This is a genomic window from Caloramator proteoclasticus DSM 10124 (assembly GCF_900129265.1).
Lineage (GTDB): Bacteria > Bacillota > Clostridia > Clostridiales > Caloramatoraceae > Thermobrachium > Thermobrachium proteoclasticum.
Genome location: NZ_FQVG01000059.1, coordinates 1 through 15,673, shown reverse-complemented (window position 1 = coordinate 15,673; position 15,673 = coordinate 1). Strand labels below are relative to the sequence as shown.

General features: G+C 33.3%; 19 protein-coding genes and 1 pseudogene. 2 read left to right on the top strand and 18 right to left on the bottom strand.

The window, feature by feature from the left end:
- Window positions 1-241, top strand: a pseudogene (locus BUB63_RS11330) (UPF0236 family protein); the annotation flags it as partial.
- Between the two features lie 83 nt (window positions 242-324).
- Here BUB63_RS11330 and BUB63_RS11325 read toward each other — a convergent pair.
- The 18 genes from BUB63_RS11325 to mnmL form a co-directional block, all read right to left on the bottom strand.
- Entirely contained in the window at window positions 325-972 is a 648-nt protein-coding gene (locus tag BUB63_RS11325) for a beta-galactosidase (RefSeq protein ID WP_084106767.1), read from the bottom strand.
- Window positions 973-1,099: 127 nt separating this feature from the next.
- Window positions 1,100-2,113, bottom strand: coding sequence for a LacI family DNA-binding transcriptional regulator (locus BUB63_RS11320; protein WP_073249867.1), 1,014 nt, complete (start codon window positions 2,111-2,113; stop codon window positions 1,100-1,102).
- A 78-nt stretch (window positions 2,114-2,191) separates the two neighbouring features.
- Window positions 2,192-3,073, bottom strand: coding sequence for a sulfite exporter TauE/SafE family protein (locus BUB63_RS11315; protein WP_073249866.1), 882 nt, complete (start codon window positions 3,071-3,073; stop codon window positions 2,192-2,194).
- 151 nt (window positions 3,074-3,224) lie between these two features.
- Entirely contained in the window at window positions 3,225-4,100 is an 876-nt protein-coding gene (locus BUB63_RS11310; protein ID WP_073249864.1) for an acetyl-CoA carboxylase carboxyltransferase subunit alpha, read from the bottom strand.
- Window positions 4,100-4,936: an acetyl-CoA carboxylase, carboxyltransferase subunit beta gene (gene accD / locus BUB63_RS11305; RefSeq protein ID WP_143290281.1), complete on the bottom strand. Its 837-nt coding sequence runs from the start codon at window positions 4,934-4,936 to the stop codon at window positions 4,100-4,102. Before accD ends, BUB63_RS11310 begins: the two co-directional genes overlap by 1 nt.
- Before the next feature lie 23 nt (window positions 4,937-4,959).
- Window positions 4,960-6,300 (bottom strand): acetyl-CoA carboxylase biotin carboxylase subunit, encoded by a 1,341-nt coding sequence (locus BUB63_RS11300; RefSeq protein ID WP_073249860.1) that lies wholly within the window; start codon window positions 6,298-6,300, stop codon window positions 4,960-4,962.
- Between the two features lie 14 nt (window positions 6,301-6,314).
- Complete coding sequence (gene fabZ / locus BUB63_RS11295; protein WP_073249858.1) at window positions 6,315-6,737, bottom strand: 3-hydroxyacyl-ACP dehydratase FabZ; 423 nt, start codon at window positions 6,735-6,737, stop codon at window positions 6,315-6,317.
- Between the two features lies 1 nt (window position 6,738).
- Window positions 6,739-7,206 carry an acetyl-CoA carboxylase biotin carboxyl carrier protein gene (gene accB / locus BUB63_RS11290; protein WP_073249856.1) on the bottom strand — a complete coding sequence of 156 codons (468 nt, stop codon included), beginning with the start codon at window positions 7,204-7,206 and terminating at the stop codon, window positions 6,739-6,741.
- A 4-nt stretch (window positions 7,207-7,210) separates the two neighbouring features.
- A complete protein-coding gene (gene fabF, locus BUB63_RS11285; protein WP_073249855.1) occupies window positions 7,211-8,443 on the bottom strand; it encodes a beta-ketoacyl-ACP synthase II in 1,233 nt (410 codons plus the stop codon).
- Between the two features lie 10 nt (window positions 8,444-8,453).
- Entirely contained in the window at window positions 8,454-9,185 is a 732-nt protein-coding gene (gene fabG / locus BUB63_RS11280) for a 3-oxoacyl-[acyl-carrier-protein] reductase (RefSeq protein WP_073249854.1), read from the bottom strand.
- 1 nt (window position 9,186) lies between these two features.
- Entirely contained in the window at window positions 9,187-10,113 is a 927-nt protein-coding gene (fabD, locus tag BUB63_RS11275; protein ID WP_073249853.1) for an ACP S-malonyltransferase, read from the bottom strand.
- Window positions 10,114-11,058: an enoyl-[acyl-carrier-protein] reductase FabK gene (fabK, locus tag BUB63_RS11270; RefSeq protein ID WP_073249852.1), complete on the bottom strand. Its 945-nt coding sequence runs from the start codon at window positions 11,056-11,058 to the stop codon at window positions 10,114-10,116. It abuts the gene before it with no gap.
- Window positions 11,058-11,291, bottom strand: coding sequence for an acyl carrier protein (gene acpP, locus BUB63_RS11265; protein WP_027308800.1), 234 nt, complete (start codon window positions 11,289-11,291; stop codon window positions 11,058-11,060). The genes fabK and acpP overlap by 1 nt, the downstream gene beginning before the upstream one ends.
- A gap of 10 nt (window positions 11,292-11,301) precedes the next feature.
- A complete protein-coding gene (locus BUB63_RS11260; protein ID WP_073249851.1) occupies window positions 11,302-12,261 on the bottom strand; it encodes a beta-ketoacyl-ACP synthase III in 960 nt (319 codons plus the stop codon).
- Window positions 12,262-12,663, bottom strand: a complete 402-nt coding sequence (locus BUB63_RS11255) for a MarR family winged helix-turn-helix transcriptional regulator (protein ID WP_423230488.1) — start codon at window positions 12,661-12,663, stop codon at window positions 12,262-12,264.
- A 289-nt stretch (window positions 12,664-12,952) separates the two neighbouring features.
- Window positions 12,953-13,726: a DUF7847 domain-containing protein gene (locus BUB63_RS11250; RefSeq protein ID WP_073249848.1), complete on the bottom strand. Its 774-nt coding sequence runs from the start codon at window positions 13,724-13,726 to the stop codon at window positions 12,953-12,955.
- 23 nt (window positions 13,727-13,749) lie between these two features.
- Window positions 13,750-13,941 (bottom strand): PspC domain-containing protein, encoded by a 192-nt coding sequence (locus tag BUB63_RS11245; protein ID WP_027308804.1) that lies wholly within the window; start codon window positions 13,939-13,941, stop codon window positions 13,750-13,752.
- A 202-nt stretch (window positions 13,942-14,143) separates the two neighbouring features.
- Window positions 14,144-15,061, bottom strand: coding sequence for a tRNA modification radical SAM protein MnmL/YtqA (mnmL, locus tag BUB63_RS11240; RefSeq protein WP_035166185.1), 918 nt, complete (start codon window positions 15,059-15,061; stop codon window positions 14,144-14,146).
- A gap of 421 nt (window positions 15,062-15,482) precedes the next feature.
- On the opposite strand from mnmL, the gene BUB63_RS11235 reads away from it, so the two are divergent.
- Window positions 15,483-15,673, top strand: a 191-nt coding sequence (locus BUB63_RS11235) for a transposase family protein (protein WP_143290279.1), incomplete at its 3' end; no start/stop codon positions are given.

Sequence of the window (15,673 nt, the reverse complement as noted above, 5' to 3'; positions counted from 1 at the left end):
ATTAAAGATAATGGCGAAGCTAAGGGTATTCAGCAAGAATGGAGGAAATTTAAGGGAAATAAGTGTGTTTAAGGAAGATGAAAAAGCCTTCAAGGTAAGTAAGAAGAAAATAAAAGAAGCGATAAGGAAGATAAATAAATCTTCACGCGAAGTTATGAATAATATAACGATATTGAACATAGGGAAAGTAACGCCAATTTACAGGATATTAAAATCAATAAAATATGAAAATATAATTTAAGTTTTTTAAATTTAACAAACGCCTTGAAACTAGCTAATTTAAGGGGTTGTCTATAAAAATTAACCTACAATATCTTGACACTATCATCTCTTATAATCAAGCTGCATTGAAGGGTTATGATATGTTATAGTCTTAAGTGGTAGTGGAATTTCATCAAAGCTATTATAGGTTTGGCTCCAAAAAACTGTTCCCCAAGTATTGTTTAGATTATCTACTGTTCCATACTTTTCTTTTAGATAATTCCTAAAACCTCTTTTACAAGTGTCACAGAAACATAAATCACTGCCCTCGTGTCCAAATTCATTATCTATTTGCCAAGCTATTATTGAATCCTCATTCTTATAATGATTTGCAAGTTCTGTAACTATCTTTTTTGTATATTCTCTATATGTTTCGTTATTATAGCAATACATTCTTCTTCCGCCAAAACTCCTTGGCATTAGGTTTTCATCCCTCTGAAGTATTTCAGGATATTTGTTTATAAGCCAAGCTGGTGGAGTTGCAGTTGGAGTTCCAAATATAACTTTTATGCCTCTTTTTTTTAGCTTTTCTATCACCATATCAAAAAAGGAAAAATCGTATTTACCCTCTTCTTTTTCCATTATATGCCAGGCAAATTCTCCTATTCTAACAACCTCAACCCCCATATCTACCATTCTATCAATATCTTTGTCCATCATTTCAACAGGCCAGTGTTCTGGATAATAATCAACTCCAAAAAAACTTTTCATCATACACACCCCTTTAGAAAACGTTTTCAGTTATATTATAAAATAATTTTTCTAAATTGTCCATCAATTTAATATCAACAAAAATCTCACATTTAGTTCGATTAAAGACTAAATGTGAGACTTTATATCATATCCTACAACTTTCTCTTAATATTAATTTTGTATTAATCAATACCTTGTCAGCTTCATATCCTGATTCTATATAATTAAAAAGCATTTCTGCAGACTTCTCCCCAAGCTTTTTCATATTTTGATCAACAGTTGAGAGCTTTGGCGTAGTCATTTGAGATAAAATTATATTGTCAAAACCAATGATTGAAAATTCATCTGGGACTTTAATTCCAAGTTCAAGACAGGCATTTAAAGCACCCGTTGCCATAAGGTCATTGCAGGCGATAAGTGCAGTAAAATCTTCCCCAAGCTTTATTTCACTGCTTATGTTTATAATTGATTTTTTAGTGTTTTCAACAACTTCAATGCTATTACCTGCATTTACAGTTAAGATATATTCTCTACTTCCTATGTTTTTAATAAATTTCCTATATATATTCTCCTTCAAATCGTAGGAATAACTACTTTCACCTCTTACAAATATAATGTTTTTATGCCCTGTTTTATTAAGATGCTTTAGAGCATTTTTAAACCCATTCTCTTCATTACTTATTACAAAACTTAAATCAATCTCCTGATGATAACCGTTTACAAAGACAACAGGAACTGTATTAACTATTTCATCATAAAAGCCTGATAGCATATTTTCTGTTTGAGGGTCTACAACTATTATCCCATCTACATATCTCTCTATAAATTTATTTACTGCATTGATTTCTGCCTTTGCATCTCCATTTGTTATATTTAAAAATATATCATAGCTATTGTTTCGTGCATATTTTTCTATGCCATCTACAACCTCAGTAAAGTACATATTTGTAATACTTGGAACAACAATCCCAATACTATTAGTCCTTCTACAAACAAGGCTTCTTGCTATTGGATTTGGTTGAAAATTGAGCTTTTTTATTGCTTCCTCAACTCTCTGCCTTGTTTCCTGCTTTACAGGATAATTTCCATTAATTACTCTTGATACAGTTGTAATTGAAACCCCAGCCTCTTTTGCAACATCATTTATAGTAACTGCCATAAACACATCACCCTATCATAAATTAATCAACTACATTATACGAATATTTTTACAACTTGTCTACAATAATCATTTAATCTATACCTCAAATATCTCTGTTGTATATTTTTTTAATGACTTAAACATTATAAAGGAAGTATAAAGAATAACTACAATAACAACCCACTTTAATAAATCTAATCTCATTTGTTTTACAATAAAGGCAGCAATTAAAACTCCAATAGACCCAAATAAAGTTATTGCAACTGCCGCTTTTTTATCATATGCTCCCTCTTTAATAAACTTTATTGAAGCTGCTGGCATTAGAAAAGCACAAGAACCCATCATTATAGGAAATGCAACCTTTGGACTCATACCAAGTGCATAAACAAGAGCCATACAAGGTGCATAAAGTCCTATTCCTATTGTCATTAAAGCTCCTAATATAAAATTTGCTACTACAGCAAAAATCAACTTACCACCTCTTAACCCAATTGCTTCACCACCAACAGGTAGTATATTAAGTTGTCCTGCTACCATTAAAGTTGCCACAAATAAAAGTGCCATACCCATACTAAATATAACCTTCTTTTTATTTAGTTTAGATACTATGCCTGCTCCTAAAATAGCTCCAAAAACTGATGCTGTAATCATTGTAATAAGAGTGATTATATCAACTTCTATTATTCTAATAAAAATTAAAGCCTCAAGTATAATTGGTATTGTCATAGAAACATTTAGTGTACCCGGTATAGTTCTTTCATCTGTTAGTTTAAATATCTTAAACATCGAGGTTGCCGGAGCAAAGCTGCCTATTCCTAATGTATCAAAGAACAGTGTTATAAATCCAACTACACTTAATCCTACAAAGCTTCCCTCTTGTCCAAAACCATTTTTTGCAACTTTTCTTACATCCTCCATCAAATAATATAAAAATATAAAAGCAGTAATAATTAAAACTCCTAATATCAACCTAATCATTACCATACTCCTTTCTATTATATAATATAAAAGACAATACCAATTTGAAATATTATATCATATTAATTTCATTTTTCATACATTTTGCATTATTTCTAAACTAAACTTAAAATTTAAAACAAATTAAAAGGATAGGTTATATAAATACAACCTATCCTTTTATAACTGCAATCAAATTCCTCTTTATCTCCTCTGCCACCATTTGAGGGGCCTTATGTGCTCCTCCTGCTGGTTCTTTAATTATTTTATTTATAATTCCAAGCTCCTTTAAATCATAGGCAGTCATCTTCATAACATTTGCAGCCTCCTTTGCACGAGAAGCATCCTTCCACAAAATACTTGCAAAGCCTTCTGGAGATAAAATAGAGTACACAGCATTTTCAAGCATCCAAATCTCATCGGCCACAGATATTGCAAGGGCACCTCCACTTGAGCCTTCTCCTATTACTATTGCAATCTTTAATGTGTCTATTGTTGACATCTCCATTAAATTTCTTGCTATTGCCTCCGCCTGTCCTCTTTCCTCAGCACCTATTCCACAGTAAGCACCAGGAGTATCTATAAATGTTATAATAGGTCTTTTAAACTTTTCTGCCTGCTTCATTAACCTAAGTGCCTTTCTATATCCTTCAGGGTGAGGCATACCAAAATTTCTAAATAAATTTTCCTTTGTATTTCTACCCTTTTGTTCACCAATAACAGTAACAGGTATTCCATCTAAAGTAGCAATTCCACCAACAATAGCAGGATCATCTCCATAGAGCCTATCTCCGTGGAACTCAATAAAATCATCAAAAATCATTTCTATATAGTCAAGGCTTGTTGGTCTATCATTCATTCTTGCTAAAACAACTCTATCCCAAGGGGTAAGTTTGCTTGATAAATCATTCCTAAGTTCAAGAAGCTTTTTTTCCATCTTCTCTATTTCACAAGTTAGATCAATGTTGTTTTCAGTTGAAATCTTTCTAAGCTCCTCAATTTTTATCTCAAGCTCCTCAATCTTTTTATCTAAATCAAGAACCGACATTACCTCACCCCCAAGTGCATTCTTAAAATGCTATTTAACATACTCTTCATATCTCTTCTATCTACAACCCTATCAACAAATCCGTGCTTTAATAAAAACTCTGATGTTTGGAAGCCTTCTGGCAGCCTTTGCCTTATTGTCTGTTCAATAACTCTTGGGCCTGCAAAACCAATTAGAGCACCAGGTTCTGCAAGTATTATATCACCAAGCATTGCAAAGCTGGCAGAAACTCCACCTGTTGTAGGATCTGTTAAATAGGATATGTATAAAAGTCCCTCTTTATTGTGTTTTGCAAGTGCAGCACTTGTTTTTGCCATCTGCATTAGTGATACTATCCCCTCCTGCATTCTTGCACCACCTGATGTTGTAAAGATGATAAGTGGTATCCTCTTTTCTATTGATCTATACACAAGCCTTGTTATTTTCTCACCTACAGCATATCCCATACTTCCCATTAAAAATCGGTTGTCCATAACTCCAAGTGCAACTTCTAATCCCTCTATCCTGCCAATACCAGTTACAACAGCTTCCTTTAATCCAGTCTCTTCTCTCAGTTTACTTAGCTTTTCCTTATAGCCTGGAAAATTCAAAGGATCATCTCCTACAAGGTCTCTATCAATCTCTTCAAAACTTCCTTCATCACATAGCATCTCAATTCTTTGGGGTGCAGTAATTCTAAAATGATATCCGCAACTTGTACAAACATAAAGGGATGAGATTAAATCATCCTTGTATATAATCTTTTTACACCTATCACATTTCATCCATAGCCCATCTGGAATATCTACTTTTGCTGATAAATTGTCATACATTATTTCCTTTTTTCTATCAAACATATTATCAATCATAGTGTCACCCCCTAAATATTAAAATTTTTCTTGATGAAGGAAGTATCTATATTACCCTCTATAAAATCCTTATGATTTATTATCCGACTTAAAAATTCTATATTTGTATCTATTCCATCTACTATAAGTTCATATAGTGCCCTGTTCATCCTGCTTATGGCCTCTTGCCTTGTTTCTCCATATACAATTAATTTTCCAATCATTGAATCATAATAGGGCGGTATTTTATAGCCTTGATATATATGACTATCAAACCTTACACCAAAACCCGATGGAACTATAAGTCTTTTAATCTCACCTGGTGATGGCATAAAATTTTTATCTGGATTTTCAGCATTTATTCTACACTCTATAGCGTGTCCCTTTATTTTTATATCATTCTGAGAAAACCTTAATCTTTCTCCCTTTGCTACTCGTATCTGTTCTTTAATTAAATCTATACCAGTTACAAGTTCTGTAACAGGATGCTCTACCTGTATTCTTGTATTCATCTCCATAAAATAAAAATTACCATTTGCATCTAAAAGGAACTCTATTGTTCCTGCATTTTTATAATTTACAGCCTTTGCAGCCAAAACTGCGGCCTCTCCCATTCTTTTTCTTAAACCTTCACTTAACAGTGAACTTGGTGCCTCCTCTATAACCTTTTGATTTCTTCTTTGTATAGAGCAGTCTCTTTCACTTAAGTGAACTACATTACCATATTCATCTGCAAGTATCTGAAACTCTATATGTCTTGGTTTTTCTATATATTTTTCAATATAAAGATTTCCATCTGAAAAGGCAGCCTCTGCTTCTTGTTTTGCGGAAGTAAAGTTTTGGGCAAATTCATCCTCATTAAAAACAAGTCTCATACCTCTTCCTCCACCTCCAGCAGAGGCCTTTATCATAACGGGGAAGCCTATATTTTTTGCAATCTTTAATCCCTCATCTAAGGATTTGACAGCACCATCTGAACCAGGAACCACAGGAACACCTGCTTTTTTCATCGTCTCCTTTGCAACTGACTTATTTCCCATAAGAGATATTGCTTCAGAAGATGGCCCTATAAATTTAATTCCACACTCTTCACACATCTTTGCAAACTTACTATTTTCTGATAAAAAACCATAACCCGGGTGTACTGCTTCACAACCTGTCATAAGTGCTGCTGTTAATATATTTTGCATATTTAAATAGCTGTCCTTAGATTTTGCAGGCCCTATACATATTGCGTGGTCAGCAAGGTGTGCGTGCAAGCAATTAGTATCTGCCTCTGAATAAACTGCTATTGTTTCAATACCAAGCTCTCTACACGCCCTTATAATTCTTACTGCTATTTCACCTCTATTTGCAACAAGTATCCTTTTCATACATAACCTCCAGCCTATGCTGTAATAAACATAATTTCAGCTTCACAGGCAATTTCATCTTCAACGTAGGCAACAGCCTTTCCAACTCCTGCCCTTGACTTTAGTTTTATCATTTCAACCTCAAGCCTTAGTACATCTCCAGGAACTACCTTTCTTCTAAACTTTGCATTGTTTATCCCTCCAAAATATGCCATCTTACCCTTATAGTCCTCGTGGGATAAAACTGCAATGGCACCAACTTGAGCAAGAGCCTCAATTATTAAGACACCAGGCATTACAGGTTCCTGTTCAAAATGTCCTTGAAAGAAATATTCATTAAATGTTACATTTTTAAACCCAACTGCTCTTTTTCCTGGCTCTAATTCATCCACTCTATCCACAAGCAAAAATGGATATCTGTGTGGAATTATTTTTTTTATATCATTTATAGTAAGCATATTACTCACCATCCCTTTGAATTCTAAAGAGTGCTTGACCATACTCCACCATTTCACCATTTTGTACACACACTGCCGCAATAGTACCATCAACCTCTGCTTCAATCTCATTCATTATCTTCATAGCCTCAATTATGCAGAGTATATCTCCCTTTTTAACTCTTTGACCAACTGCAACAAAGGGTGATGTATCTGGTGATGGTGCACTGTAGAAGGTACCAACCATTGGAGACTTTACAATTATCTCGTCCCTAATCTCCTGTATTTTTACATTTTCTACTTTTTCATAGGACTTTTCTTCAACCTTATCTACAGAAATTGGCCTCTCTATTTTGGGAACTTCCCTTAGAACAACACCCTCACACTCTTTTTTCATAACTATCTTTGTGCCGCCCTCTTCAACCTCAAAATATGTTAAATTAGAGTTACTTACACACTCAATAAGTTCCTGAAGCTTCTTTACATCCATAACATCAACCTTCCCATTTCTTTAATAATATGCTGGCATTATGGCCACCAAAACCAAGTGAATTAGATAGTGCATAGTTTACCCTCATACTACGACCTGTATGTGGTACATAGTCTAAATCACATTCTTCATCCTTTACATTCAAGTTTATTGTAGGATGTACAAAATCCTCCTGAACAGACTTGACGCACACAATTGCCTCAACTGCACCAGCTGCACCAAGAAGATGTCCAATCATTGATTTTGTCGAGTTAACAGCCAATTTATACGCGTGATCTTTGAAAACTTTCTTTATTGCTGTTGTTTCAATTTTATCGTTATATGGTGTGCTGGTTCCGTGGGCATTTATATAATCTACACAGGTTATATCTATACCAGCTTCTTTTATTGCCATCTCCATAGCACAAGCTGCACCTTCTCCTGATTCAACAGGTGCTGTAATGTGGTAGGCATCACAGGTTGCACCATAACCTACAACCTCTGCATATATTTTTGCTCCTCTTTCTAACGCGTGCTCTAAACTTTCAAGTATTAAAATCCCGCTTCCTTCTCCCATTACAAAACCTTCTCTTTCTTTGTCAAATGGAATTGACGCCCTATTTTTATCTTCACTAAAGCTAAGGGCTTTAAGTGAGCTAAAACCTGCAAGGGCAAGAGGAGTTATTGCTGCCTCCGTTCCCCCTGTGATTGCAACATCGAGAATACCTGACTTTATCAATCTAAAGGCTTCACCTATTGCGTTGGTTCCTGATGCACAGGCTGTAACTACTGTATTTGCTATTCCCTTTGCACCAAATTTAATTGCAATATTACCTGCTGCAAGATTGCTTATCATCATTGGTATAAAATATGGAGATACTCTACCTGGTCCCTTTTCTAAAAGTGTTGTATGTTCATTCTCAAGTGTCTTTATTCCACCTACGCCTGAGCCTAAAACTACTCCAAATCTATATTTATCCACATTATAAACATTAATTCCTGAATCTAAAACTGCTTCATTTGCTGCTATAAGAGCAAATTGTGTAAATCTATCCATCCTTCTTGCTTCTTTTTTATCAAGATAATCTTCTATATTTATATCAACTTCTGCTGCAAGCTTTGCCTTAAAACTTTGATTATCAAAAGATTTTATGAAATCAATAGCGTTTTTACCTTCCTTAAGACCATTCCAAAAATCCTTAACATTATTTCCAAGTGGAGTTACCGCTCCAAGTCCTGTAACAACAACCCTGTTCATACTACACCTCCTACATAACCATTCCACCATCAACGTTTATAACCTGTCCTGTTATATATGACGCCTTATCTGAAACTAAAAACGCGACCAAATGTGCAACATCCTCTACAGTTCCAACTCTCTTTAGAGGTATTAAATTTTTTATTCCTTCCTTTACCTTATCACTTAAAACCTTAGTCATATCTGTATCTATATATCCTGGTGCAACTGCATTTACTGTAACACCCCTTGGTGCAAGTTCCTTTGCAACTGATTTTGTAAGTCCTATTACTCCAGATTTTGATGCCGCATAGTTTGCCTGTCCTACATTACCAATAAGTCCTATTACTGAAGAGATGTTTACTATCCTTCCTGCCTCTGATTTCATTATATAAGGTGATGCGTGTTTTATCATATTGAAGGTACCCTTTAGGTTAACATCTATTACTGAATCAAAATCCTCTTCCTTCATTCTCAAAATCAATGTATCCTTTGTTATTCCTGCATTATTTACAAGTATATCTACTTTCCCAAATTTATTTATTGCCTCATCTACAATGGATTTTGCTCCATTAAAATCACTTACATCGCCCTTAACAGTTAAAACTTCAACACCATATTTTTTAGCCTCTTCAACTGTCTCTTTAACATCATCTTCACTCTTTCTATAATTTAAAACCAAGTTTATTCCCATCTTAGCAAATTCAATTGAAATTGCCCTTCCTATTCCACGACTTGCACCAGTTACTATCGCTACCTTCATATTACTTACCTCCAATATACTGTAATGTTTTTTCAAGCGACTTAATATCTTCTACATTGAGTGTTGTTAGTTTCCTATCTATTTTTTTTACAAAACCACTTAAAACCTTAGATGGCCCAAGCTCTATAAAGGTATCATAACCATCTTCAATAAGCTTCTTTACTCCCTTTTCAAAGTATACTGGAGAAATCATCTGCAATTTTAAAATCTCTCTTACATCACTATCATTTTTATAATAATCTCCATTTAAATTTGTAATTACCTTCTTTTTAGGTAAATTAATATCTATCTCCTTCAATACGCTATAAAATTCTTCACTTGCATCCTTTAGCATATCTGTATGAAAGGCTCCACTTACATTTAGCTTTACTGCCTTTGCTCCTAAACCTTCTGCTATATTCATAGCCTTAAGTACTGCATCTTCTTCACCTGCAATTACAACCTGTTTTGGGCAGTTGTAGTTTGCAGCCCTTACAAATCCAGCATCCGCTGCTTTTTTACAAATATCTTCTATCATATTCTCATCAAGCCCTACTATTGCAGCCATTGTTCCACTAACCTTTTCTGCACACCTTCCCATAATCTGTCCTCTTTTTCTCACAAGCTTTGCACCATCCTCTAAAGTAAAGCTTCCTGCAAAACATAGAGCTGAATATTCTCCAAGACTAAGCCCAATTGCTGCATCTACTTCTATTGACTTTGCTTTTAAGACACTCAATGCTGCCATACTTACAGTAAATATTGCAATCTGTGCGTATTCTGTCTTATTTAGATTTTCTTGCTCTTCAAAGCATAACTTTGCTACATCTATATCAACACTGCTATTAACTCTATCAAATACTTCTCTTGCTTCCTTTAATTCATAAAGTTCTTTACCCATATTTAAATATTGACTTCCCTGTCCTGAGAATAAATAGGCTATCTTCATTTATCTCACCATCCCGCCTAAAGCTTTATATAAATCTGATGCTTCTTTTACTATCTCCTCAATAATTTCACTACAAGTCTGTTCTCTTTTAACAAGCCCTGATACTTGCCCTGCCATTACAGAGCCAAAATCTATATCACCATCAATTGCAGCTCTTTTTAGTGAACCTGCTGCCTTTTGCTCAAAAATTTCAGCATCAAGACCTTGTTTTTCAATATTTAAAAGTTCTCTTGTAAACCTATTTCTTAGGGAACGTACTGGATGTCCTGTTGATAAGCCTGTGATAACTGTGTCAATATCCTTTGCTGATAAGACTCTCTGTTTATAGTTTTGATGTACATTACATTCCTTTGCAACCAAAAATCTTGTTCCCATTTGAACTCCAACAGCACCTAAAGAAAGTGCAGCTAAAAGTCCTCTTCCATCAGCTATTCCTCCTGCTGCAACAACAGGTATTGAAACAGCATCCACAACCTGAGGTACAAGTGCCATAGTTGTAAGTTCTCCTATATGTCCTCCTGATTCGTGTCCCTCTGCAATTACTGCATCTACACCACTTCTCTCCATTCTTTTTGCAAGTGCAACTGATGGTACAACTGGTATTACTTTTATATTATTTTCCTTCCACATTTCAATGTATTTTCCAGGGTTACCTGCACCTGTTGTCACTACTGCTACTTTTTCTTCACATACTATCTTTGCAACCTCCTCTGCATAGGGACTCAAAAGCATTATGTTTACACCAAAGGGTCTATCTGTTAGTCTCTTTGCCTTTCTTATTTCTTCCCTAACTATTTCACCCGGGGCATTTCCTGCTGCAATAATTCCAAGCCCACCTGCATTTGAGACAGCAGCCGCAAGGCTACTGTCTGCAATCCAAGCCATTCCACCTTGAATAATTGGATGCTCTATATTTAAAAGTTCACAAAGCTTTGTTTTTATCATTATTCATCACCTATTCTTTCCTTTATGTACTCTACTACATCCTTTACAGTTTTAATATTTTCTGCATCTTCATTTGGAATTTCGATTCCAAACTCATCCTCAAGGCTTATTAATATTTGGAAAAGGTCTAATGAATCAACACCTAAATCTACAAATGTTGTATCCTCTGCAATTTCATTTTCATCTAAATTAAGTTGATCTGCTATTATATTTCTTATCTTTTCAAACATCATTGACTCCTCCTTATATACTCCAATTTATTATTAGGCCTCCTGAAGTTAATCCTCCTCCAAAGCCAACTAAAACAACCTTATCATCCTTCTTTAACATTCCCTTTTCATACATCTCACATAGGGCTATACCTATGCTTGCAGATGAAGTATTTCCATATTTATCTATATTAACATAGAATTTATCCCTTCCTATTCCTGTCTTATCTGCAGCATAGTCTATTATTCTTATATTTGCTTGATGTGGAACAACATAGGCTATATCATCCTTTTGTAAATTTGCGTCCTTTAAAAGAATATCAATGCATTTCACTATTGCATTTGTTGCAAACTTAAAAACTTCCCTTCCATCCATCCTTACAAAACTATCCCACGTGTTCTGTATTAAAATATTCCTTAGAGGAAGCCCATTGCACTCAAGGTATTTTCCCTTTTCTCCCTCTGATGAAAGGTACATGCTTAGCACACCATCCTTTGATGCTTCTACAACACATGCAGAAGCACCGTCACCAAACAGAACGCAGGTATTTCTGTCATTCCAGTCAATTATCTTTGAAAGAGTTTCTGCACCAATTATAAGTGCATATCTATAATTTAGTGTTTTTAGCATAGCCTCTGCCATAACAAGACCATATATAAGCCCTGTACAACCTGCATTCAGATCAAAGCAGGCTGCATTCTTTGCTCCTATATTCTTTTGAACAACACAGGCTGTTGATGGAGTAAAATAATCGGGTGTTACTGTTGATACAATTATCAAATCAATATCCTCTGCACTTATTTTAGCCATATCTATTGCCCTTTGTGCAGCAATACTTGCCAAGTCAGAGGTATTTTGTCCAAGGGTTAATCTTCTCTCTTTTATTCCTGTTCTTGTTACTATCCATTCATCTGATGTGTCAACAAAATTAGAAAGTTCATCATTTGTTACAACCCTCTCGGGAACACATTTTCCAATACCAATTAGTTTCACTTATTCTTCACCACCTATTTTTTTAAGCCTTTTCTTAAAGAAGTTATTTAATTTTTCAAGGGAACTTACTAAAATCTTTTCTTCCTCATCAGTTAGTCCCTCAATTACTTCATTAATCATAGCACTATGGAACTTTTCGTGCATTCTATAGGCAAGTTTACCTTTATTTGTTAGATGTACAAAAACTATTCTTCTGTCCTCTTCTGAACGTTTTCTTTCTACATATCCTTTTTTCTCAAGATTATTTACTGCAACAGTAAGAGTTCCTACTGTTATGTTTAGTTTTTCTGCGACTTCAGACATAGTCTTATCTCCATACATTCCTATTGCCTCAATTGTATGGGTTTCTGTGATTGATAAATCATTAAAATCCTTTGATTTTAATGCCTGCTGTTCAATCATAAGTATGTCATTAAATAATTCCACTAAAAGCTCGTTTAAAACTGAATATGTCTTTGACACAGTACCACCTCAATATTTTGATTCTCAAATATTTTTATAATCAAAGTATATAAAAATAAATATATTCTGTCAAGGTGGTAATCTAATTTTATTTCCAAGATATACATTTTTATTTTAATTATTCCAGAGTATAGAGTCAATAAAATGTATAACTGTTAATATTTTGTTTGAAAAATTAACTTTGTTAATTTAAAATCAAAAATAAAATGGGGCAAATTGCCCCAATATATTATTCTAATGTTGTACTATCCTCCAATGCTTGAACTTCATTTTGTTTATCAAATCCTATATACTCTTCAATATATTTGTTTATTATATAAACAGTTAATAAAGTTGACATATATGAATTTATCAGTGTTTGTATAATCTTAACATTTTTAAATATTATACCTACTAATAATCCTATAATCATATTAAATACAAAAACCCCTAATATATTAAAGAAATTTGAAAACCCAAACTCAAAAGACCTTTTAAACGCTCCTGTAAAACCTTCATCTTCAACCACAAGAATAGGAATCACAGGTGTTACCAATATAGCAACAAAGCCTAAAATTAAAACAAAAATTAATATTCCAATTATAAAGACACCTGCTGAGCCTTTGGATGCAACATATAAGCTACCTATTATAAATATAGATAAAAATATATAAATAATCAATGCAGCTATTAATGCTAAAGAAACCACCAAAACTCTAACATAATATTTAAATGCTTCTCTTGAATTTTTATTAAAATCTATTTTACCACTTAAAACCTTATCCTTTACCATCAAATTTGTCCAAGCTGTTAAAAATGGTGATATAAATAATAATACAACCATCAGTAGCAGTGCAACCATAATTTGTCTTGAATAGGCTCTAATTATACTATTTATATCAAATCCATATCCAACAATTTGATTTTTCACTGGTATTCTGGCATTTCCTAAAAGATTGCATATAAATAGAGGAAGCACCATAAGTGGTTCTGTAAAAATAAGTTTTAGACTTTTCTTAAACATAAAAATCCCCCTATTATATAATATCATTCAATAGGTTCAAGTGGAATTACTATTGCACATATTAAATATGCTAAAATTCCTGAACCTCCAAGAAATGTAGCAAAAACCCAAGCTAATCTAACTAATGTAGGGTCAATTTCAAAATATTTGGCAATACCTCCACAAACTCCTGCTATCATCCTCTCCGTCCTTGACCTATAAAGCTTTTTGTACATAACTTCACTCCTTTTTCATTTTCTAAAACATATATATTTTTATTTTTTCTATTTATGTATTTATTTTTATATATTTACTATTTTCTACTAAATAAAAGCTTATTTCAAGTAATTTTTGTTAAAAAATTTGTAATGTTAAAATAAAAAGGTGAAATGTTCATTACCACATAATGTATAATGTCACATTTCACCTAAGTAGCATTTACGTAAGTCTACCCTGCCAAGTATCTCTCTCTATAAATCTTTTGTCTATTGCATTTAAAACTTCCCATTTTTTCAAGCTCCACATAGGGCCAATTAAAAGTTCTCTTGGACTATCTCCTGTCATTCTATGAATAACCATATTTTCTGGAAGCCTCTCAATACAATCAACAACCAAATCTACATATTCATCCATCTCTAAAAATCTCAATTCTCCTCTTTGATAAAGTTCCACCATTTTTGTTCCCTTCATTAGATGAAGAAGATGTAACTTTATTCCTTGTGTATTTGTCTTTGCAACAAATTCAACAGTTTCAAGCATTCTCTTTCTATCTTCTTTAGGCAATCCAAGTATTACGTGGGTTACTACATCTATATTTCTCTTTTTTAATTTTTCTACTGCATCAATATACGTCTCAAGGCTATATCCTCTATTTATTAGCTTTGCTGTATCATCGTGTATAGTTTGAAGTCCAAGCTCCACCCAAATATATTTTTTTTGATTTATTTCACTCAATAAATCTAAAACATCATCAGGTAGGCAATCTGGTCTTGTTGCTATTGCAAGCCCTACAACCCCCTCTAAATTTAATACGCTATAATATTTTTCTCTTAACACATCAACTGGTGCATAGGTATTTGTATAGGCTTGAAAATAGGGAATGTATTTACCTTCCTTCCACTTTTTATTCATTATTTCTTTTATATCATTAAATTGTCTAACTAAATCATCTCCACAACCCGCAAAATCTCCTGAACCTCTTGCACTACAGAATATACATCCTCCACTTGAGATCTTGCCATCTCTATTTGGACAAGAAAATCCAGCATCAAGGGATATCTTAAAAACCTTCTCTCCAAACTTCTGTCTTAAAAAATAATTAAGAGAATAATATCTCTTATCTCCCCACATCTTCATTTGTTTCACCACCTGTATTTGAAAATCACTATGTCTTTTCATATAATAATATTATTATATGAAAATGTAAAGTTGGTATATTTTTATTATATACTTAACCAAAATTTACATTTTAAAAAATTATTTAATATTTATTTACCTTTTATAACTCATTAAACCAAAATAGAAAACATAATTTCTCTTTAAGATTAGGTCTGTATAATAATATTGTTAAAATTATATATATTTTTATATACATTATTTTAATTCTTAACTTTACAAAAAATAGACACATTAATTGTGCCTATTTTTTGTGGTTCTATAATAAATGTTGGGGCGTAGCCCCAGCATATTTTTTTACAAAAAAATATGCACCTGTTTTAGATGCCTGGTAAAATTAAATTAACTACAAAAATATTACCTGAAAGGAGGCATCCTACAAGTGCACACTAATAATTGTATCAAAAATTTACTTGGTTTTAAAGATGTTATTATAACAAAAGTACTTGATAATGTTTGCTATGAAATTTATTTAGAAATGAAAAAGAAGCCTCATACTTGTCCTCGTTGTAATTCTGAAACTCGTAGAGTTCACGACTATAGAATTCAACGTGTTAAACATCTTCCTTTTTT